Raw genomic sequence first — 20,362 nt, 5'->3', positions numbered from 1 at the left:
TTCCCCCTGTGGGAGCGGGCTTGCTCGCGAAGGCGTAGTGTCAGGCAGCATTAATATTGACTGACCCACCGCCTTCGCGAGCAAGCCCGCTCCCACAAGGAATATGTGTTGTGCTCACTGCACCGGCAGGAAATTCAGGAACAACAGGCTCTGGGCATAGTTCAGGCCGATGCGCCGGTAGCGCTCGTCGAGCATCTGGGTCAGCAGGTCCAGGCGGGCGACGATCTTGCCGAACTCGACGGCAAAGCTCAGGTTGCTGCCCTCCTCCGAGATCTCGTTGGAAAACAGCAGGGGTTGGCCTTCCTTGTCTTGTCGCTGGCTGAGGATCCAGGTGGCAATCTCGATGTTGCGTGCGGCATTGCTGACGAACACCGGGTTGATCGTATCGGTCATGTAGAACTCGGTGCGATTGCCATGGGCGGTCACCAGCATGCTGCCGATGGCATAGATGAACGCTCCGACCCGATCGCCGAGAAATTCCGGGCTCATGGCAAAACGCAGGGCCGCCAGGTCCTTTTTGCCGCCCAGGGTCGGTAATGGCTGCTGCTGTTCAATGGCCATGCGCACTTGCTTGCCAGCCGTACGGGCATCGAGGAAACCGGACTTTTTCAGCTCATCGGGGTTGCGCAGGTAGAGCTTGCCCATGAGCAGGTAAAGGCTGTCGAGGTTGTCGCGCATGGTCAGGGTGGCCATGCGGTCGACACTGGTCTGCAGGAACTCCTGGGGTTGGCCTTCGCGCATCTGGGTGAAGATGTCGCCGCCCTGCTGCTGGCTGCAACCGGTGACGAAGAACATCGACAGACCTGCCAGCAGCAGGCAATGACGGCGGATTTTTGTACTGATCGCGGGTGAAACTCGAGCCATGGGTTGTTGAACTTGGGCATGGGCCGACGGTGGGGATCGCCGCAGGCTGCCATGGATAGAGCCGGACATTTCGAAAAAGTGCAGTATCGGAGCGCACCAATCGATCACCGGCGCGGTACAGCTCAATAGATCGCAGCCTGCGGCAACCCCGGCGAGGGAACCGATGGACTATTCTGGTGCCCACTGAAATAACCATCGGCATTCATAAAGGAGGTTTGCATGCGCACGCTTCAATTGGCTGGCGCCCAGGTGCCCGTCATTGGCCAGGGCACCTGGCAGATGGGCGAGGACCACTCACGGCACAGGGAAGAAGTCGCGGCACTGCGCCTGGGCATCGAACTGGGCATGACCCTGATCGACACCGCTGAAATGTACGCCGAAGGCGGCGCCGAGGAAGTGGTCCGCGATGCCATCGCCGGCCAGCGCGACAGCGTCTTTGTGGTCAGCAAGGTGTACCCGCACAACGCCAGCCGCCATGGCATTCCCCAGGCATGCGAGCGCAGCCTGCGCAGGCTCGGTACCGATTACATTGACCTGTATCTGTTGCACTGGCGCGGCCAGTATCCGCTGGAGGAAACCGTCGACGCTTTCGAGCGCCTGCGCGAAGCCGGCAAGATCGGTCGTTGGGGCGTGTCCAATTTCGATCTCGACGACTTGCAGGAACTGGAGGCCCCGGTCTGCGCCACCAATCAGGTGCTCTATAATCTGGAGCAGCGCGGCATAGAATTTGACTTGTTACCCTGGAGCCAACAGCAGCGGCTGCCGGTCATGGCTTACTGCCCGATCGGCCAGGGTGGAAAAATGCTCGCCAATGCCACGCTCAAGCAGGTGGCCGCCCGGCACGGCGTGACGCCAGCACAGGTGGCGCTGGCATGGATAATGCGCCAGGACGGCGTGATCGCCATCCCCAAAGCGGTCCGGCCCGAGCACGTGCGACTCAATGCCCAGGCCGCCACGCTGCAACTTGAACCCGGGGATCTGGAGGCGCTGGACCACGCGTTTCATGCGCCACAACGCAAACAGCGACTGGCCATGGTCTGAGCCAACGCAGTCAGAGAGCTTCGCCATGAGAAGCACCGACCACCTGGACCCGTTCAATCTGCAACGCTTTCTCCAGGCTCAGGACCCGGTATTCGACCGGGTTCAAAACGAGCTGAACAACGGACACAAGCGCAGTCACTGGATGTGGTTCATTTTTCCGCAGTTTGCCGGGCTCGGCGACAGCGAGATGTCGCGCCGCTTTGCCATCCGTTCGCGAGAGGAGGCCCTGGCCTACCTTGAGCATCCGTTGCTCGGCGCCCGCCTGCGCACCTGCACCCAGGAAGTGCTGAACATCCGGGAGCGCTCGGTGGCCGGAATTTTCGGTCATCCCGACGACCTGAAGTTTCATTCCTCGATGACCCTGTTCGCCCAGGTCGATGCCGCCGACAGCCTTTTCCAGCAAGCCTTGAACCAGTACTTCCACGGCATCCTGGATGACTGGACCTTGTCGCTGATGGATTCAAAACAGGCCCAGTTGCCCCCCAATCAGGGTTGAGAAGTCGTCGTCGACGAACGGCAGTATCGCGTCCGCCACCGGTTGCAGTTGCCGGGTGATGTAGTGGTCGTAGTCAATGGGCGCGCTGCGCACTTCCAGCGGTTCGGGGCCGGCAACGGTGATCACGTAGCTGATCCAGCCGCCGTTCTGGTATTGCCGTGGGCGACCCTGGCTGTCGTTGTACTCATCGGCCAGGCGCGCCGCACGTACGTGGGGCGGGACGTTACGCTGGTAGTCATCGAGGGTGCGGCGCAGGCGTTTGCGATAAACCAGGCGGTCATCGAACTCACCGGCCAGGGTCTTGCGCACGTAGTCACGCACGTAATCCTGATAGGGCTTGCGCAGGAAGATCCGCGAATACAGCTCTTGCTGGAATTGCCGGGCCAGCGGCGACCAGTCGGTGCGCACGGTTTCCAGGCCTTTGTAGACCATTTCGTCGCTGCCATCGGCGCGGGTCACCAGTCCGGCGTAGCGCTTTTTGCTGCCTTCTTCGGCACCGCGAATGGTCGGCATCAGGAAGCGCTTGTAGTGGGTTTCGAACTGCAGTTCGAGAACGCTTTGCAAGCCGTACTCCTGCTGCACATGCTCGCGCCACCACTGATTGACGTGCGCCACCAGCGCCTGGCCGATCTGTGCCGCCTCCTGCTGGCCGTGGGCGCGACGCAGCCAGACGAACGTCGAGTCGGTGTCGCCGTAGATCACCGCATGCCCCTGGGCCTCGATCAACTGGCGGGTGCGCAGCATGATCTCGTGCCCGCGCAGGGTGATGGACGACGCCAGGCGCGTGTCGAAGAAGCGACAACCGCTGGAGCCGAGCACCCCATAGAACGCGTTCATGATGATTTTCAGCGCCTGGGACAGCGGTGCGTTGTGTTCGCGCTTGGCGGTTTCCCGGCCTTCGGCGACCCGGGCGACGATGGAGGGCAGGCAATGCCGGGTGCGGGAAAAGCGTGCGCCGCGAAAGCCCGGCACCGACTCGCTGTCGTCCGGGTGCCTGAGCCCTTCAATCAGTCCCACGGGGTCGATCAGGAAGGTGCGGATGATCGACGGATAGAGGCTCTTGTAGTCGAGCACCAGCACCGATTCGTACAGTCCCGGTTGCGAATCCATGACGAAACCGCCCGGGCTGGCTTCAGGTGGCTTGCCACCGAGGTTCGGCGCGACGAAACCCTGACGGTGCATCAGCGGCATGTACAGGTGGGTGAACGCCGCCACCGAACCGCCCATGCGATCGGCCGGCAGTCCCGTGACGCTGGCCCGCTCCAGCAGGAAGGTGAGCAACTCGGTCTTGGCGAAAATCCGCGTGACCAGTTCGCAATCCTTGAGGTTGTATGTGGCCAGCGCCGGTTTGTCCTCGGCGAACATGCGATTGATTTCGTCCATGCGCTGGTACGGGTTGTCGATGGCCTTGCCCTCGCCGAGCAGGGTTTGCGCGACGTTTTCCAGGCTGAACGAGGGAAAGCTCCAGGTCGCCGAACGCAGGGCCTCGATACCGTCGATGATCAGGCGGCCGGCGGCTGAAGCGAAGTAATGGTTGCCGTTGCCATGTTCGCGCCACTGCATTTCCTCGCCGCCACGCCCCAGTTTCAACGGCACCGCCAGACGCCGGGCGTGTTCGTGAAGCACCCGCAAGTCGAACTGCACGACGTTCCAGCCAATGATCGCGTCGGGGTCGAACCGGGCAAACCAGTCGTTGAGTTTTTTCAGCAGCAGGGTCCGCGACTCGCAGTACTCGAGCTGGAAATCCACCAGGCTATCGTCGCCATTGGGCGCGCCGAGCATGTACACCTGACGCTCGCCGCAGCCTTCCAGGGCAATCGAGTACAACTCGCCCTGGGCCGTGGTCTCGATGTCCAGAGACACCAGCTTCAAGCTCGGCCGATAGTCGGGATCGGGCTTCATCTGAGCGTCGAGCAGCAGGCCCTCGGCATTCGGCGTGCCACTGAAGCGCACCGGCGCGGTGATGAAGCGTTCCATCATGTAGCGTTCCGGCGGGCGCACGTCGGCTTCGAACACTTCGACGCCGGCCCGGCGCAACGCGGTTTCCAGGCGCATCAACTGGCCATGTTGCTGGCAGTAGAGCCCGAGGACCGGGCGGTGGTCGAAATCCTGCAGGGCCAGGGGCCTGAGTTCGACGTTCTTCTCGTCATGCAAAACGCTTTCGGCCTGCAGACGCTGCGCAGCAGGGATGAACGCCACCGAGGGCTGGCAAGGCAGGCGGATGCGCCGGGGACCGCTGTCGGTCGCCAGCCAGAACTCGACTTCCGTACCGGCCGGGGTGTCGCGCCAATGCCGGGTCAGGACGAAGCCCTGCTGTAGATCCACCACTGCAAACCTCGAAACTGATTCAGAGGGTGATTCTACCCGGCATCGGCAGGGATAGCGCGTTTGCCGCAGGCCTATCAGGCAGACACCGATCCTGTGGGAGCGGGCTTGCTCGCGAAGGGGCCAGCACAGTCAACATCTTTGCTGGCTGACAGTCCGCTTTCGCGAGCAAGCCCGCTCCCACAGGTGGTTCGTTGGCCTGAAATAAGGGGTTTACCGAAGAAAAACCGCCGAATGACGTTTTTTGCGTGTTATCTGCCGCTTTCGCCCTTGCCCTGAGCGCTTGCGTCTACGATTCTTCAAGGACAACGACAACACCCGAGTAACCACCATGAAAACCGTCGCCCAACTGCTCAAGCTCAAAGATCAGAAGAATCAGGAAGTGCACCAGATCAAACCCGATCACATGGTGCTCGAAGCGCTGATGAAGATGGCCGAGAAAAACGTCGGCGCCTTGCTGGTGGTGGAGAACGATGAAGTGCTGGGCATCATCAGCGAACGGGACTATGCGCGCAAACTGGTGCTGCACGGCCGCTCCTCGGTGGGCACGCCCGTGCGCGACATCATGGTGTCACCGGTGATTACCGTCGACACCCATCAAACCGTGGATACCTGCCTGGGCATCATGTCCGATAGACGCCTGCGTCACTTGCCGGTGGTCGAAGGCGGCAAATTGATCGGCCTGCTGTCGATCGGTGACCTGGTCAAGGAAGCGATTGCCGAACAGGCGGAGCTGATTCGCCAGCTGGAGCAGTACATTCGCGGGGAGTGAGCCGACACACCAAAGCCCCTTGTGGGAGCGGGCTTGCTCGCGAAAGCGGTGGGTCAGTCAACATTAATGCTGCCTGACACTACGCCTTCGCGAGCAATCCCGCTCCCACATTTGGTATTCGGTGTTCAGGCTGGCCAATGCCGGGCGAACACCGGTGCCAGTGCCGGGTGGCGGTCGATTCGTTCCAGCCAGGCGAAAAACCCGGGCCGCGCAGTGCGCAAATGCTCCCGACTTCCCGCCCATCGCGAGATCACCGCCGTCAGCACATCCAGGGCCCCTGGCTTCTCGCTGCCCAGATACAGCTCGCCCGAAAACTGGTCGGCAAACACCTCCCAACTCCAGTGCAGGCGCCGGCGGGTTCCCTCCATGAGGTTCTGCCTGGACGACTCATCCACCTCGGCCAGCCAGCGTTCGGGGTAATCGATCATGCCGATGGCCGCATAGCAATTGCTGACGATGTACGCCATGGCGCGAATGGCCTGGTCCCGCTCGGCCGGGTCCCGGGGCAACAACCCCGACGCGGGAAAGCTCAGCCCGAGGTGAATCAGGATCGCCACGCTCTCGGTCAGGACACTGCCATCGGGGAGTTGCAGGGTCGGAATCTGTTTGAGCGGATTGAGTTTTTCCAGCGCATGGGCCGCCTCCGCGGACGCCTCGACATCGATGAAGCGATAAGGAACATCACAGAGTTCAAGGGCGGCTTCGATGGCCGCGGCCCCGGAGTTCTGATGGCCGTAGAGCTGGTACATAATCGTCTCCTTGCACCCCGCGATGTCTGCAGTGCCTCATCAAGCGTCCCGGCAGAGGAACACGCCAGCTATCCAGTGTAGAAGCCGCCACCTGCCACACAGCGACCATCCGACGATCGCACCATCAAGCTCACAAGAGGTAAGGCGCAGGTCCTATCACTGCCATCGATGTTCATCATCACCTCAATGAAGTTCTCTTAAAAAATCCGCGGCGTAACATCTGCTCCATACCCACCCATCAGCACCCCGGAGCACATCCTCATGAAACGCCAAACCCTCCTCAGCATCGCTTTCTCGGTTTTCGCCGTTAACGCTTTCGCCGCAACTTCTGCTCAACCTGTGGTCGCTGAAGGCGGCTCGGATCGTCTGATTGAAAGCCGTGTGGCCGAAGGTGGTTCCGATCGCCTGATCGAGAATCGTGTGGCCGAAGGTGGTTCGGATCGCCTGCTGGAAAAACGTGTGGCCGAAGGTGGTTCCGACAAACTGCTGCAAAACCGCGTCGCTGAAGGCGGTTCCGACAAGCTGCTGCAGAACCGCGTCGCTGAAGGCGGTTCCGACAAGCTGCTGCAAAACCGCGTTGCCGAAGGCGGTTCCGACAAGCTGCTACAGAACCGCGTCGCTGAAGGCGGTTCGGATCGTCTGATCGAAAGCCGCGCTGTTTGAATGCAGGGCTTTACCGCAGGACTCGACGAAAACCCGGCCTCTCCCGCCGGGTTTTTTATGCTTGGAGCTTTCACTGTTTTGGAGGTCGCTTCATTTCCAGCGTGGGCATGGCCCCTTGTAGGAGCTGGCTTGCCAGCGATGGTCGTCAACGATTACGCGTGTGAACCGGATGAACGCGGCGAACTGGAGTCCATCGCCAGCAGGCTGGCTCCTACAGTTTCAGCGTGGGCACGTTCCTTGTGGGAGCTGGCTTGCCAGCGATGGTCGTTAACGATAACGCGTGTGATCTGGATAAACGCGGCGCACTTGAGTCCATCGCCAGCAAGCTGGCTCCTACAGTTTCAGCGTGGGCACACCCCTTGTAGGAGCTGGCTTGCCAGCGATGGTCGTTAACGATAACGCGTGCGAACTGGATAACGCGGCGCACTGGAGTCCATCGCCAGCAGGCTGGCTCCTACAGTTTCAGCGTGGGCATGGCCCCTTGTAGGAGCTGGCTTGCCAGCGATGGTCGCTAACGATAACGCGTACGAACTGGATGAACGCGGCGCACTGGAGTCCATCGCCAGCAAGCTGGCTCCTACAGTTTCAGCCTGGGCATGGCCCCTTGTAGGAGCTGGCTTGCCAGCGATGGTCGCTAACGATAACGCGTACGAACTGGATGAACGCGGCGTACTGGAGTCCATCGCCAGCAAGCTGGCTCCTACAGTTTCAGCCTGGGCATGGCCCCTTGTAGGAGCTGGCTTGCCAGCGATGGTCGTTAACGATTACGCGTGTGAACTGGATGACCGCGGCGCACTGGAGTCCATCGCCAGCAGGCTGGCTCCTACAGTTTCAGTGTGGGCATGGCCCCTTGTAGGAGCTGGCTTGCCAGCGATGGTCGTTAACGATTACGCGTGTGAACTGGATGACCGCGGCGCACTGGAGTCCATCGCCAGCAAGCTGGCTCCTACAGTTGCCCGGGATTGCGTGAAGAACCGATTACTTCCCTGCCCGCGCCATGCAGCGCTGGTAACGTTCATCGACCCGTTTGGCGAACCACGCGGTGGTCAGTTTGCGCGTGATTTTCGGGCTTTGCAGCACGATCCCCGGCAACACTTCACGGGGTAACGGCCGGCCCTCGGCCCGTTCGGCCAGTTCGAAAACCCGTCGATAGAGTTTGCTGTCTTCGAACGCCAGGGTATTGCCCTCTTCCAGTTGCTCGCGGATCGTCGGATTGCGCATATCCAGTTGCTTGCCGAGGGTGCGCACGGCCAGTTCCGTGGTGCCGGGCATGATCGAACCGTAACGCACCAGATCGCCATCCAGCGCCAACGGGATACCGGAAGCACGGCTCACCGCGTTCTGAAACGCGGCATTACGGCTGGCGTACCAACCCGCGTTGAAGTCCGCAAAGCGGTACAGCGGCTGTGGGTAGCTCGCCGGATACCCCAGCAGGTGCGCGATGCCGAAATACATGCCGCCGCGCCGGGTGAACACTTCGTGGCGGATCGAGCCCTGCACCGGGTACGGGTAGCCCTTGGCCTGCTGCTCGGCAAAATCGATGCTGACCTGCATCGGTCCGCCGGTATGCACCGGGTTGAAACCACCGAACAGGGTTTTACCCATCGGTACCATGCCGATGAAGTCGTCGAAAATGCCACTCAGCTCCTTTTCACTGCGCGCGGCATTCAGGCGGGCGCTGTAACTTTTGCCGTTGGGCGAGTCGAGCTTCAACGCACCGCTCACCAGCAGGCCGGGAATGTGTGCCTTGGCGGCACGACGGTCGATTTCGTCGCGGGCGATCTTGCCCAGGCCCGGTACGTTCGGATCGACCTGAAAGGTCGATTCCTGTTCGGTCACGGCCAGCACCGAGCACAGGTTTTGCGTGGTCGGCGAGATGCCTTGCGCGGTAAATGCCACCTGGATATCCGTGGCCCAACCCTGGGGATCGGCGGCGTTGGCCGGCAGCAATCGCACAATCTCAGCCTTCACCTGGGCCGGACTACGCGCCGCCGGTTCATGGGTCCGTTGGCTGCCGCAACCGGCCAGTATCAACAAAGCGGCGATGCTGAAGATCAATCGATTGGCTTGCATGTCGTTCCATCTAATCCTTGGGTCCGGCTTAACCATACGAGCAATGGCAGGGCAACGGCTATGACCGTTGTCCACCACGTGCCTTTATTTGCCACTGAAACGGCCCTGAAGCTCCGTTATCCGAAATCTGCATGTGCAGAAAATGCCTGTGTGTCTTGCAGAAAACGCATTGCACAACGTTACTGAGAACAACTACCATTTGCATCAGGAGTCGCATTTGCGCATGGAGTTCCCGCGCCGCCCCTTTTTCCAATCGGCCGCGCGCCGCCCAGGAACCCATCATGACCACTCCAGCACGACTGCGCGTGCCTTTTCGCCCGACGCTACTGGCCCTGTTTTGCTCCTTGTCCCTGACGGCCCATGCCGCAACGCCCGAAACAACCGAGGCCCAGGGAAAACCGCTGGTGCTGGGCGACGTCAATGTCAACGCCCAGGCCCCGGCAACGTCCGACCTGCCCCCGGTTTACGCCGGAGGTCAGGTCGCACGCGGCGCTCAACTGGGTATCTTGGGCAACCAGGACATCATGGACGTTCCGTTTACCATGACGTCCTACACCGAAACGTTGATCCGCGACCAGCAGGCCGAAACTGTCGGCGACGTGCTGCTCAACGATGCCTCGGTGCGTCAGGCTTCCGGTTTTTCCAACCAGGCCCAGACCTTCATGATTCGCGGCCTGCCCCTGAACGGCGATGATATTTCCTTCAACGGCCTGTACGGCATCCTGCCGCGGCAGATCATTTCCACCGATGCCCTGGAGCGTGTGGAAGTGTTCAAGGGGCCGAACGCCTTCATCAACGGTGTCACCCCGACCGGTTCCGGCATCGGTGGCGGCGTCAACCTGCAACCCAAGCGCGCCAGTGACGTGCCGCTGCGACGGTTCACCACGGACATCAGCGACGACGGGCGCATCGGCGAACACCTGGACATCGGTCAGCGCTTCGGCGAGGACAACCGCTTCGGTGCCCGCCTGAACCTGTCCCAACGTGAAGGTGACACCGCCATCGACGACGAGAACCAGCGCTCCAAACTGTTCGCCCTGGGCCTCGACTACCGCGGCGATGCGCTACGCCTGTCCGGCGATTTCGTCTATTCGAAGGAACGCGTCAACGGCGGCCGCAGCTCGGTCAACCTTGGCGACGCCACGCACATCCCGGATGCGCCCTCCGCCGACACCAACTACGCGCAGAAGTGGGGATTCAGCGAGATCGAGGACACCTTCGGCATGCTGCGCGCCGAATACGACCTGAACGACAGCTGGACCGCCTACGCCGCCGGCGGCGCCAAGCACACCCGTGAAGTCGGCAACTACGACTCCACCACACTGGTGGGCAACGATGGCAGCACGGTGACCAGCGGTTCGTTCATTCCCCACGAAGAAGACAACACCAGTGCCATGGCCGGCCTCAATGGCCGTTTCGCCACGGGTCCGGTGACCCATAAACTGAACTTCGGCCTGGCCGGGATCTGGACCCAACAGCGCAACGCCTTCGATTTCGATCTGACCCAATACCCGAACAACATCTACCACCCGATTGACGTTCCGGCGCCAGCGGGCGGCTTCTCCGGCGGTGACCTGGGCGATCCGGGCATCACCGGCAAAACCTTCATGCGCAGCGCCGCCGCGTCCGACACCCTGGGCTTTATCGATGATCGCCTGCTGGTCACCCTGGGTGTGCGCCGTCAACAACTGGTCGTTCAAGGCTATGACTACGACACGCAAAACCGCACGTCCAACTACGACAAGTCGATCACCACGCCGGTGTACGGCATCGTGTTCAAGCCGTGGGACCACGTTTCGTTCTACGCCAACCGTATCGAGGGCCTGGCCCAGGGGCCGACAGCTCCGACGACCTCCGGCTCCAGGGTCGTGGTCAACGGCAATGAAGTGTTTGCACCCTCGCGCTCCAAACAGGTTGAAGCCGGTGTCAAAGTCGACATGGGCACCTATGGTGCGACACTCGGTGTGTACCGCATCGAACAACCGGCTGATGGTTACACCCAGGTTATCGACGACACCACCGCCGTGTTCATTCATGACGGTGAACAGATCAACAAGGGCGTGGAACTCAATGTCTTCGGCGAACCCATCGACGGCCTGCGCCTGCTCAGCGGCGTGACCGTGATGGACACCGAACTGAAGAACACCCAGGACGGCCTCAACGATGGCAACCGGGCCATCGGCGTGCCGAGCTTCCAGTTCAATGCCAGTGTCGATTGGGATGTGCCGGGCCTGCCGGGCGCAGCCCTGAACGGACGCATGTTGCGCACCGGCGGCCAATACGCCGACGCGGCGAACAACCTCAGCCTGCCGTCCTGGAACCGCTTCGATGCCGGCGCCCGCTACGCGTTCAAGGTCCAGGAAAAGGACGTGACCGTACGCCTGGGCGTGGAAAACGTCGCCAACAAGAGCTACTGGGAATCGGCCCAGGGTGGCTACCTGACCCAGGGCGAACCGCGCACGGCGAAGTTGTCGGGGACTATCGACTTCTGATTGAGGTGCCCCCTGCCCTGTATTTGTAGGAGCGAGCTTGCTCGCGATGGACATTAACGATAATGCGTACTTTCAGGATTAACGCGGCGCTCTTTCGTTCATCGCGAGCAAGCTCGCTCCTACAGGGGACCGAGTGCCTGTATCTGTACCTGTAGGAGCGAGCTTGCTCGCGATGGACATTAACGATAATGCGTACTTTCAGGATTAACGCGGCGCTCTTTCGTTCATCGCGAGCAAGCTCGCTCCTACAGGGGGCCGAGTGCCTGTATCTGTACCTGTAGGAGCGAGCCTGCTCGCGATGGACATTAACGATAATGCGTACTTTCAGGATTAACGCGGCGCTCTTTCGTTCATCGCGAGCAAGCTCGCTCCTACAGGGGACCGAGTGCCTGTATCTGTACCTGTAGGAGCGAGCTTGCTCGCGATGGACATTAACGATAATGCGTACTTTCAGGATTAACGCGGCGCTCTTTCGTTCATCGCGAGCAAGCTGAACTGGCCTAATGATCCCGGACACCTCTTAAGGGCGATATGATTCGTCCAATCAGGAGGTTCCATGCAAGAACGAAAGACCTACACCCGCGAGTTCAAGCAACGTGCTGCGAGCATGGTTCTTGATGACAACTGCTCAATTACTGATGTCTGTGCGTCGATGGATGTCGGCCCTACGGCTCTGCGCCGCTGGGTTGATCAGGTTCGCAAAGAGCGTCAGAAAGGCCAGCCACTAGCCGGTACCAAGGCCATCAGCGACGAACAGCGAGAGCTCCAACAGCTGCGAGCCAAGGTCAAGCGTCTGGAGACCGAGGCTGAAATCTTAAAAAAGGCTACTGCTCTCTTGATGTCGGATCCCGATCGTTTTTCCTGATCGAGGAGCTGAGGGAGTCAGGCTCGTATCCGACTAGCCTGCTTTGCAGTGCGCTGAACGTATCCCGTAGCGCGTTTTACGACTGGCTTCGCCGCCGTTCAGCGCCGAATACCAAGCGTGACGTGCTCAGAGCCAAAGTCGTGCAATTGCATATTGAAAGCCGGGGAAGCGTAGGCGCGAGAATGCTCTCTGAGCATTTGAAGGCCCAGCAGCTCAAGGTAGGACGGTATCTGGCCGGAAAACTCATGGAGGAGGCAAATCTGGCCAGCCGACAGCGCCGCAGGCATCAGTATCGCTCCAGAGGCGTCGAAGCTTTTGTGGTCAAGAACCTGCTCGAGCGCAACTTCGAGCCGACCTCAATAAACCAGGTCTGGTGCGGCGACGTTACCAGCTTGTTGGTCGCAAAGCGCTGGTACCACCTGGCAGTCGTGATTGATCTGTTCGCCCGCCGGATCGTTGGTTGGGCGTTTTCTCTGATCAATGACGCCAACCTGGTTAGCAGGGCGTTGAGAATGGCGGTGGGGGTTCGAGGCAAGCATACGGGCTTGATGTTTCATTCAGATCAAGGCTGCCAATACACCAGCCAGCGCTTCCAGTCCGAGCTGCTTGAGCACGGGATAACGCAAAGCATGAGCCGCAGAGGGCAATGCTGGGACAACGCTCCAACGGAGCGATTCTTTGGGACACTCAAGTCAGAGTGGGTACCCACCAAGGGCTACAAGGAAATTGAAGAAGCCAGGCGAGATATGACCAGCTTCTTCATGCGATACAACCGAATTAGGCTCCATAGCTACAACAAATACCTGTCGCCGATAGCCATGGAGCAGCAGGCGGCTTGATCACCGTAAATGGTGTCCGGCAAAACTTGACCAGAACAAGCTCGCTCCTACAGGGGGCCGAGTGCCTGTATCTGTACCTGTAGGAGCGAGCCTGCTCGCGATGGACATTAACGATAATGCGTACTTTCAGGATTAACGCGGCGCTCTTTCGTTCATCGCGAGCAAGCTCGCTCCTACAAAGGCCGGGTCGTCCATACTTGTTCTACCCAGCGAGGAGGATGAGTTCATGCACAGAAGCGATGTGTTGATCATCGGCGCCGGCCCGACCGGGCTGGTCCTGGCGTTGTGGCTGAGCAAACTGGGCGTGCGCGTGCGGATTGTCGACAAGGCCTCGGCCCCTGGCACCACGTCCCGGGCGCTGGCTGTCCAGGCGCGGACGCTGGAACTGTATCGACAACTCGGGCTGGCCGACGCGGTTGTGCAATACGGCCATCGGGTGGCGGCCGCCAACTTCTGGGTCAAGGGTGAACCCGTGGCGCACTTGCCACTGACCCAGGTCGGCGCGGGACTGACACCCTACGCATTCCTGGAGATTTTCCCGCAGGACGAGCACGAACGGCTGCTGATCGATCGCCTGCAAGCCTTCGGCATCTCGGTGGAACGCAACACCGAATTGGCTAGCTTCGAACAAACCGCCGACGGCATCACCGCCACGCTGCATCTGCCCGACGGCCAGCAGGAAATCTGTCAGGCCTGTTTCCTGGCCGGCTGCGACGGCGCCCGATCGATTGTGCGCAAGACCCTGGATACCGGGTTTCCCGGCGGTACTTACCAGCAGATTTTCTACGTCGCCGACGTACAGGGCAGCGGCCCGACATTCAACGGTGAACTGCACGTGGACCTCGATGAGGCGGACTTCCTTGCCGTGTTCCCGCTGGCGGGCAGCGGCCGCGCGCGCTTGATCGGCACCGTACGCGACGAACGTGCCGACCACGCCGAAACCCTGTGCTTCGAGGACGTCAGCAGCCGGGCCATCGAGCACATGAAGGTGCAGATCGAGCAACTGAACTGGTTCTCGACCTACCGCGTCCATCACCGGGTGGCGGATCACTTTCGCAATGGTCGGGCGTTTCTGCTCGGCGATGCGGCCCATGTGCACAGCCCGGCGGGCGGCCAGGGCATGAACACCGGGATTGGCGATGCCATCAACCTGGCCTGGAAACTGGCGGCCGTGCTGAGCGGCGGTGCCGAGGCCGGATTGCTCGACACCTATGAAACCGAGCGCATTGCCTTTGCGCGCAAACTGGTGGCGACCACTGACCGGGTCTTCACCTTCGTCACCGCCGACGGGCCGATGGCCGATTTGCTGCGTACGCGCCTGGCGCCGTTCTTGATCCCGAAAATAACCTCGTTCGAAACCTCCCGCCAATTCCTGTTTCGCACGGTGTCGCAGATCACCCTGAATTATCGGGGCATGCCTTTGAGCACAGGCGTTGCCGGGCACGTGCATGGCGGTGATCGCCTGCCCTGGGCCCATGACGGTGAGGGGGACAACTTTGAATCGCTCAAATGCATGACCTGGCAGGTGCATGTCTACGGCGACACCAGCGACGAGATGATCGCCTGGTGCCACGAGCACCATCTGCCGTTGCATGTGTTCGACTGGCGACCGGCGTTCGAAACGGCGGGGCTGGGGCGCAACGGCTTTTATCTGCTGCGGCCCGACACCTATGTAGCGATTGCCGAGACGTGCGCGGACCCGAAAGTGATCGAACGGTATTTCCGTGACCACGGGATCCGCTCGTTTTTTGGCACGCCCTGAGTCAACACAGATCAAAATGTGGGAGCGGGCTTGCTCGCGAAGGCTGAGTGTCAGTCAATACATCTGTCACTGACACTCCGCATTCGCGAGCAAGCTCGCTCCTACAAGGGGATATGCGCTGGTGCCTAGATCCCCGCCAGCGCCAGGTCCATCGCAAAGTAGGTAAAAATCAGGTCTGCCCCGGCACGCTTGATCGCCCCCAGGCTCTCGCGCACCACGCGGTCTTCATCGATGGCTCCGGCCTGGGCGGCAAACTTGATCATCGCGTATTCACCGCTCACCTGATACGCCGACAGCGGCAGGCGCGAGGCTTCGCGGATGTCGCGGATGATGTCCAGGTACGCACCGGCCGGCTTGACCATCAGCGCATCGGCGCCTTCCAGTTCGTCGAGCAACGACTCGCGCACCGCTTCGCGGCGGTTCATCGGGTTCATCTGGTAGCTTTTGCGGTCGCCCTTGAGCGCACTGCCGCCCGCCTCGCGGAACGGACCATAGAGTGCCGAGGCGAACTTGGTCGAATAGGCCATGATCGCCGTCTGGGTAAACCCGGCGTCATCGAGGGCCCGGCGGATCGCCTGGACCTGGCCGTCCATGGCCGCCGACGGGGCGATCACATCGGCACCGGCGCGGGCCGCCGCGACGGCTTGCCTGCCGAGGTTGATCAGGGTCTGGTCGTTGTCGACTTCATGGTTGTGCAGCACGCCACAATGGCCGTGGTCGGTGTACTCGCAAAAACAGGTGTCGGACATCACGATCATTTCCGGCACCGCGTCCTTGGCGATGCGCGACATGCGCGAAACCAGGCCGTCGTCGCGCCAGGTGTCGCTGCCGCTGCTGTCCAGATGATGGGACACACCGAAGGTCATCACCGACTTGATCCCGGCGCGGGCGTAGCGCTCGATCTCGCCGGCCAGCTTCGACTCGGGAATACGCATCACGCCGGGCATGCTTTTGATCGGCACAAAGTCGTCGATTTCTTCTTCGACGAAAATCGGCAACACCAGGTCGTTCAGGCTGAACTCGGTCTCCTGGAACAGGCTGCGCAGGCTCGCATTGCGGCGCAGACGGCGTGGGCGTGCTTCGGGGAACTGGCTGGACATGGGGATTCCTGGATATCAGAGGACAGAATGTAGGAGCTGGCTTGCCAGCGATGGCGGTGGGTCAGTCATACCAATACTGCCTGACACTACGCCTTCGCTGGCAAGCCAGCTCCTACAGGGGATGATTTCAACCCGCGACCGGGTTTGGAATCTGCAACCCGCGCACCACCGCCGGCCGTGCCAGGAAGCGCTCCAGCACCCGGGTGACGTTAGGGAAGTTCTGAATGCCCACCAGGTCACCGGCTTCGTAGAACCCGATCAGGTTGCGCACCCACGGGAAGGTGGCGATGTCGGCGATGGTGTAGCGCTCGCCCATGATCCAGTCGCGCCCTTGCAGCCGGCCGTCGAGCACCTTGAGCAGGCGTTTGCTCTCCTCGACATAGCGATCACGGGGACGCTTGTCTTCGTAGTCCTTGCCGGCGAATTTGTTGAAGAACCCGAGCTGGCCGAACATCGGGCCAATGCCGCCCATCTGGAACATCAGCCATTGAATCGTTTCGTAGCGCGCGGCCGATTCCTGGGCCAGCAGTTGCCCGCTCTTGTCGGCCAGGTAGATCAGAATCGCTCCCGACTCGAACAGCGCCAGCGGCTTGTCGTCCGGACCGTGGGGGTCGAGGATGGCCGGGATTTTGTTGTTGGGGTTCAACGACAGGAATTCCGGGGACATCTGGTCATTGGTGTCGAAACCTACCCGGTGAGGTTCATACGGCAGGCCGATCTCTTCGAGCATGATCGAAACCTTGACGCCATTGGGGGTTGGCAACGAGTACAGCTGAATCCACTCCGGATATTGGGCAGGCCATTTACGGGTGATGGGGAATGCGGACAATTCGGTCATGGGCAGGATCCACGAAGACAGTGAGAGTGACGATCATAATGGAGATATCGGCTCAGCGATCCCCTGGAGCCATCAATCTCGCTGATAGAGGAGATCAAAAGAGATCACGACGGTTTCACCACCATCAGGTGTAGCCTGTCCATAAATCCGCAACATCCTGTCGATAACCTTCACTGCAATCCGCTAAAGGTTACCGGTACATTGCTGCGCTCTTGGCCGGAATCGAACCAAACGGGTTCAGGGGACTCTGAGCACCACCCCTTTGAAAACGGACCGGCTTCAACGACATGGAAATCACCCGACGCTGGAAAGTCGTGGTGTAAAGGTTTGTCAGCCTTAACCGAATTGCGCTGAAGAACCTTTTATTCATGAATCTGTTCAATTTTACCAAACGCTTCAAACATCGCGCCTACGTGCTGTTACCCGTCTTGCTGGCGGTCAGCGCGGTGTTCCTGTTGCTGGAATCCAGCCTGAGTCGCGCCCAGCCGATGGATGGCACCCAGACGCTGGTGTTCCTGCGCCACGGGGAAAAACCCGACGGCGGCCTCGGCCAGCTCAATTGCCAGGGGCTGAACCGCGCCATCGACCTGTCCACGTTGCTGCCGGAAAAGTTCGGCAAGGCCGACTACGTGTTTGCGGCGAATCCGACCCGTAACGTCGAGGAAGGCGAGTTCGACAATTCCTACAGCTACATCCGCCCCCTGATGACCATCAGCCCCAGCGCCATCAAGCTGGGCCTGCCGGTGAACATCAATTTCTCCGCCAATGACACCAGCGACCTGGCCGATGAACTGCTTCACGACAAGTATCACAACTCGGTGATCTACACCGCCTGGTCGCACGGCTACCTGCCGGAGCTGATCAACAAGGTGGCCGGCGACGCCACCGGCAAGAAAACGACCATCACCGAAGACTGGGAATCCAGCGACTACGACTCGCTGTATGTGCTCACCCTGACCTGGCACAACGGCAAGGCCAGCCTGCAGAGCCATGTATACAAGCAAGGTCTGGATAACGGTGCTGAAGCCTGCCCGACCTGAGGTTGTGCATGGCTTGATCGGGCCTCTTCGCGAGCAAGCCCGCTCCCACATTGGATTTGCAGTGTGATCACGAAGGCATGAACACCACTGAACCCTGTGGGAGCGGGCTTGCCCGCGAAGGGGCCGGCAAAAACACCCTCAACCTTTCTGGCTGCCCCGCTCGCGCAAATACTCGAGAACCGCCCCCCGCTCCCCGGCGAACTCGATCCGCGCACCTTTCTTCTCCCGCTGGAACGCGTACATCGGATCGTAATACTCGCTCAGCAACCCTTCGATCCAGCCCCGGTGCAGATCCACCGCGCCACTGCGGGCCTGCTCCGCCAACGCCTCTTCCATCAAAACCAGCATGCGCCGATGACGTTCGCCGCCCAGGCGCTTCTGCACATTGTTCAGGCTCTCCAGCAACCGTTCGGAAAACAGTGCGAAGCCATCATCGCCATGCACGTCGATGAATTCGGCGCACAGATCCACCACGTAATCGCGCAGGATCCGCTCGACCCGACCTTCCAGGCTGTCTTCCAGCCAGACCATCGGGAACTGCTGCATGCCCTGGTACAGCGGCAACGGCAACGCGCAACTGCCCACCGAACGACTTTCGTCTTCCAGTACGAACTGCTCAATACCCCGGGCGCGTTTTTTCAGCACATCCACGGCCAGGCGATTTTCGAAGTCGATGTTCGAAGGCTGGCCGGTGGCGCGCTTGCCGAAACTGGAGCCGCGGTGGTTGGCATGGCCTTCAAGGTCCACGCTGTTGCCCAGTTGCATGAGCACCTCGGTTTTGCCGGTACCGGTCATTCCGCCCAGCAGGACGAAATCGCACTGGGCAACCGCTTGATCGAGGGTGTCCAGCAGGAAGGTACGCATGGCCTTGTAGCCGCCGCCCACCCGTGGATAGTCGATGCCGGCCTCGTCCTTGAGCCATTGCTGGACAATCTGCGAGCGCAGGCCGCCGCGAAAGCAATACAGATAGCCGTCGGGGTGCGCCCGGGCAAAGTCGGCCCAGGCCTGGATGCGTTCAGCCTTGACCGCGCCCGATACCAGTTGATGCCCGAGCACGATGGCCGCCTGCTGGCCGTGCTGCTTGTAGCACGTGCCGACCCGTTGGCGTTCATGGTCATTCATCAACGGCAGGTTGATCACACCGGGAAACGCGCCCTTGTTGAATTCAACCGGCGCGCGCGCGTCCATCATGGGCCGGTCGTTGAGGAAGATGTCGCGGTAATCGGTGCAGTCGACGAACATCAAAACACCTCGACTGCGTTGCTCTGTCGCTCGACCAGCTCACCGATCGGTTCCAGACTCAGGCCCAGTTCGGCGGCCACGGCAAGAAACTGCTCGTTGCCTTGCGGCGTTACGGCGATCAGCAGGCCGCCGCTGGTCTGCGGGTCGCAGAGCACACGTTTGTGCAGCTCCTGAAGACGTCCGAGCTTGCTGGCGTAGCTGTCGAAATTGCGCAACGTACCGCCCGGTACGCAACCCTGTTCGAGGTAATACTCGACACCCGGCAGACGCGGTACCCGGTCATATTCAATGCGCGCCGTGAGCTGGCTGCCGTCGGCCATTTCCACCAGGTGCCCGAGCAGGCCGAAACCGGTGACGTCGGTCATCGCGGTCACGCCATCGAGCTTGCCGAAACGGCTGCCCGGCTTGTTCAGGGTGCACATCCAGTCCCGGGCCAGGCCGATGTCGGCATGGCGCAACTTGCCCTTTTTCTCGGCCGTCGTAAGGATGCCGATCCCCAGGGGCTTGGTGAGATAGAGCAGGCAACCGGCGGTGGCGGTGTCGTTGCGCTTCATGTGGCGCTTTTCCACCAGGCCGGTGACGGCCAGGCCAAAGATCGGCTCGGGTGCGTCGATGGAGTGTCCGCCTGCCAGCGGGATGCCCGCTGCGTCGCACACCGAACGCCCACCGCGGATCACTTCCCGGGCGATTTCCGGCGCCAGCACGTTCACCGGCCAGCCCAGGATCGCAATCGCCATCAAGGGATCGCCACCCATGGCGTAGATGTCGCTGATGGCATTGGTGGCGGCAATTCGGCCGAAATCGAAGGGATCATCGACGATCGGCATGAAAAAGTCGGTGGTCGAGACCACGCCGCGTTCTTCATCGATGGCATACACCGCCGCGTCGTCACGCGAGGCGTTGCCGACCCAGAGTTTCGGGTCGAGATTCTGCGCCCCGCTGCCGGCCAGGATCACTTCCAGCACCTGGGGGGAAATTTTGCAACCGCATCCGGCGCCATGACTGTATTGGGTCAGGCGAATCGGCTCGCTCATAAGGTCACCTCTTGGAGTCTAGGTAACTAATCCTACAGCAAACGCGCCTTTTTCTTTGCAGGAGATGCGGTGGCGGATACTACCCCCCTGTGGGAGCGGGCTTGCTCGCGAAGGCGTCGTATCAGTCGCCAAACATGTTGGCTGACACACCGCCTTCGCGAGCAAGC

Annotated in this window: 17 protein-coding genes; 9 read left to right on the top strand and 8 right to left on the bottom strand. The window is 60.8% G+C overall.

The window, feature by feature from the left end; genetic code table 11:
- Positions 1 to 114 precede the first annotated feature (114 nt).
- On the bottom strand, positions 115 to 864 hold the full coding sequence (locus tag AB7M25_RS09930; RefSeq protein ID WP_429389955.1) for a hypothetical protein: 750 nt from the start codon (positions 862 to 864) through the stop codon (positions 115 to 117).
- A 219-nt stretch (positions 865 to 1,083) separates the two neighbouring features.
- On the opposite strand from AB7M25_RS09930, the gene AB7M25_RS09925 reads away from it, so the two are divergent.
- Both AB7M25_RS09925 and AB7M25_RS09920 read left to right on the top strand, forming a co-directional pair.
- Positions 1,084 to 1,905 (top strand): aldo/keto reductase, encoded by an 822-nt coding sequence (locus AB7M25_RS09925; protein WP_429389953.1) that lies wholly within the window; start codon positions 1,084 to 1,086, stop codon positions 1,903 to 1,905.
- 25 nt (positions 1,906 to 1,930) lie between these two features.
- Positions 1,931 to 2,401 carry a DUF1810 domain-containing protein gene (locus tag AB7M25_RS09920; RefSeq protein ID WP_429392889.1) on the top strand — a complete coding sequence of 157 codons (471 nt, stop codon included), beginning with the start codon at positions 1,931 to 1,933 and terminating at the stop codon, positions 2,399 to 2,401.
- Here the strand turns inward: AB7M25_RS09920 and AB7M25_RS09915 are convergent.
- Positions 2,366 to 4,726 carry a DNA polymerase II gene (locus AB7M25_RS09915; protein WP_429389949.1) on the bottom strand — a complete coding sequence of 787 codons (2,361 nt, stop codon included), beginning with the start codon at positions 4,724 to 4,726 and terminating at the stop codon, positions 2,366 to 2,368. The two genes, AB7M25_RS09920 and AB7M25_RS09915, sit on opposite strands and share 36 nt — an antisense overlap.
- 331 nt (positions 4,727 to 5,057) lie before the next feature.
- Between AB7M25_RS09915 and AB7M25_RS09910 the strand changes: the two genes are divergently transcribed.
- Complete coding sequence (locus AB7M25_RS09910) at positions 5,058 to 5,498, top strand: CBS domain-containing protein (RefSeq protein WP_007976812.1); 441 nt, start codon at positions 5,058 to 5,060, stop codon at positions 5,496 to 5,498.
- Between the two features lie 125 nt (positions 5,499 to 5,623).
- Here AB7M25_RS09910 and AB7M25_RS09905 read toward each other — a convergent pair whose 3' ends face one another.
- A complete protein-coding gene (locus tag AB7M25_RS09905; RefSeq protein ID WP_429389947.1) occupies positions 5,624 to 6,247 on the bottom strand; it encodes a glutathione S-transferase family protein in 624 nt (207 codons plus the stop codon).
- A 261-nt stretch (positions 6,248 to 6,508) separates the two neighbouring features.
- Here AB7M25_RS09905 and AB7M25_RS09900 point away from each other — a divergent pair, with 261 nt between their 5' ends.
- Positions 6,509 to 6,910 (top strand): hypothetical protein, encoded by a 402-nt coding sequence (locus AB7M25_RS09900; RefSeq protein ID WP_007996958.1) that lies wholly within the window; start codon positions 6,509 to 6,511, stop codon positions 6,908 to 6,910.
- A 978-nt stretch (positions 6,911 to 7,888) separates the two neighbouring features.
- On the opposite strand, the gene AB7M25_RS09895 is transcribed toward AB7M25_RS09900, so the two are convergent.
- Positions 7,889 to 8,983, bottom strand: coding sequence for a DUF1615 domain-containing protein (locus tag AB7M25_RS09895; protein ID WP_429383362.1), 1,095 nt, complete (start codon positions 8,981 to 8,983; stop codon positions 7,889 to 7,891).
- 281 nt (positions 8,984 to 9,264) lie between these two features.
- Between AB7M25_RS09895 and AB7M25_RS09890 the strand changes: the two genes are divergently transcribed.
- The 4 genes from AB7M25_RS09890 (at position 9,265) to AB7M25_RS09875 (ending at position 14,941) form a co-directional block, all read left to right on the top strand.
- Complete coding sequence (locus tag AB7M25_RS09890; protein ID WP_454237230.1) at positions 9,265 to 11,475, top strand: TonB-dependent receptor; 2,211 nt, start codon at positions 9,265 to 9,267, stop codon at positions 11,473 to 11,475.
- Between the two features lie 556 nt (positions 11,476 to 12,031).
- The gene (locus tag AB7M25_RS09885) at positions 12,032 to 12,340 is read left to right on the top strand and encodes a transposase (protein ID WP_007981026.1); all 309 of its coding nucleotides are present in this window, start codon (positions 12,032 to 12,034) and stop codon (positions 12,338 to 12,340) included.
- Positions 12,337 to 13,179: an IS3 family transposase gene (locus tag AB7M25_RS09880; protein WP_429561740.1), complete on the top strand. Its 843-nt coding sequence runs from the start codon at positions 12,337 to 12,339 to the stop codon at positions 13,177 to 13,179. The genes AB7M25_RS09885 and AB7M25_RS09880 overlap by 4 nt, the downstream gene beginning before the upstream one ends.
- 226 nt (positions 13,180 to 13,405) lie before the next feature.
- Positions 13,406 to 14,941, top strand: a complete 1,536-nt coding sequence (locus tag AB7M25_RS09875) for an FAD-dependent oxidoreductase (RefSeq protein ID WP_429383366.1) — start codon at positions 13,406 to 13,408, stop codon at positions 14,939 to 14,941.
- 125 nt (positions 14,942 to 15,066) lie between these two features.
- On the opposite strand, the gene hemB is transcribed toward AB7M25_RS09875, so the two are convergent.
- Both hemB and AB7M25_RS09865 read right to left on the bottom strand, forming a co-directional pair.
- Positions 15,067 to 16,041, bottom strand: a complete 975-nt coding sequence (hemB, locus tag AB7M25_RS09870) for a porphobilinogen synthase (protein ID WP_454237229.1) — start codon at positions 16,039 to 16,041, stop codon at positions 15,067 to 15,069.
- 127 nt (positions 16,042 to 16,168) lie between these two features.
- Positions 16,169 to 16,879 (bottom strand): glutathione S-transferase family protein, encoded by a 711-nt coding sequence (locus AB7M25_RS09865; RefSeq protein WP_429383368.1) that lies wholly within the window; start codon positions 16,877 to 16,879, stop codon positions 16,169 to 16,171.
- 368 nt (positions 16,880 to 17,247) lie between these two features.
- Here AB7M25_RS09865 and AB7M25_RS09860 point away from each other — a divergent pair, with 368 nt between their 5' ends.
- Positions 17,248 to 17,919, top strand: a complete 672-nt coding sequence (locus AB7M25_RS09860; protein WP_429383370.1) for a histidine phosphatase family protein — start codon at positions 17,248 to 17,250, stop codon at positions 17,917 to 17,919.
- A 138-nt stretch (positions 17,920 to 18,057) separates the two neighbouring features.
- Here AB7M25_RS09860 and mnmH read toward each other — a convergent pair whose 3' ends face one another.
- Both mnmH and selD read right to left on the bottom strand, forming a co-directional pair.
- Positions 18,058 to 19,161 (bottom strand): tRNA 2-selenouridine(34) synthase MnmH, encoded by a 1,104-nt coding sequence (gene mnmH / locus AB7M25_RS09855; RefSeq protein ID WP_454237228.1) that lies wholly within the window; start codon positions 19,159 to 19,161, stop codon positions 18,058 to 18,060.
- The gene (gene selD / locus AB7M25_RS09850) at positions 19,161 to 20,195 is read right to left on the bottom strand and encodes a selenide, water dikinase SelD (RefSeq protein ID WP_007979269.1); all 1,035 of its coding nucleotides are present in this window, start codon (positions 20,193 to 20,195) and stop codon (positions 19,161 to 19,163) included. Before selD ends, mnmH begins: the two co-directional genes overlap by 1 nt.
- Positions 20,196 to 20,362: the final 167 nt, after the last annotated feature.

It is taken from the genome of Pseudomonas sp. AP3_22 TE3818 (assembly GCF_053628995.1).
The sequence above is the reverse complement of the archived record's forward strand: the minus strand, read 5'-3'. Positions and strand labels throughout refer to the sequence as shown.

Coding starts and splice junctions, on each gene's coding strand:
- mnmH (WP_454237228.1), bottom strand. CDS start 19,161: ATGTTCGTCGACTGCACCGATTACCGCGACATCTTCCTCAACGACCGG.
- AB7M25_RS09930 (WP_429389955.1), bottom strand. CDS start 864: ATGGCTCGAGTTTCACCCGCGATCAGTACAAAAATCCGCCGTCATTGC.
- AB7M25_RS09865 (WP_429383368.1), bottom strand. CDS start 16,879: ATGACCGAATTGTCCGCATTCCCCATCACCCGTAAATGGCCTGCCCAA.
- AB7M25_RS09885 (WP_007981026.1), top strand. CDS start 12,032: ATGCAAGAACGAAAGACCTACACCCGCGAGTTCAAGCAACGTGCTGCG.
- AB7M25_RS09875 (WP_429383366.1), top strand. CDS start 13,406: ATGCACAGAAGCGATGTGTTGATCATCGGCGCCGGCCCGACCGGGCTG.
- AB7M25_RS09905 (WP_429389947.1), bottom strand. CDS start 6,247: ATGTACCAGCTCTACGGCCATCAGAACTCCGGGGCCGCGGCCATCGAA.
- AB7M25_RS09925 (WP_429389953.1), top strand. CDS start 1,084: ATGCGCACGCTTCAATTGGCTGGCGCCCAGGTGCCCGTCATTGGCCAG.
- AB7M25_RS09890 (WP_454237230.1), top strand. CDS start 9,265: ATGACCACTCCAGCACGACTGCGCGTGCCTTTTCGCCCGACGCTACTG.
- hemB (WP_454237229.1), bottom strand. CDS start 16,041: ATGTCCAGCCAGTTCCCCGAAGCACGCCCACGCCGTCTGCGCCGCAAT.
- AB7M25_RS09920 (WP_429392889.1), top strand. CDS start 1,931: ATGAGAAGCACCGACCACCTGGACCCGTTCAATCTGCAACGCTTTCTC.
- AB7M25_RS09910 (WP_007976812.1), top strand. CDS start 5,058: ATGAAAACCGTCGCCCAACTGCTCAAGCTCAAAGATCAGAAGAATCAG.
- AB7M25_RS09895 (WP_429383362.1), bottom strand. CDS start 8,983: ATGCAAGCCAATCGATTGATCTTCAGCATCGCCGCTTTGTTGATACTG.
- AB7M25_RS09860 (WP_429383370.1), top strand. CDS start 17,248: ATGAATCTGTTCAATTTTACCAAACGCTTCAAACATCGCGCCTACGTG.
- AB7M25_RS09900 (WP_007996958.1), top strand. CDS start 6,509: ATGAAACGCCAAACCCTCCTCAGCATCGCTTTCTCGGTTTTCGCCGTT.
- selD (WP_007979269.1), bottom strand. CDS start 20,195: ATGAGCGAGCCGATTCGCCTGACCCAATACAGTCATGGCGCCGGATGC.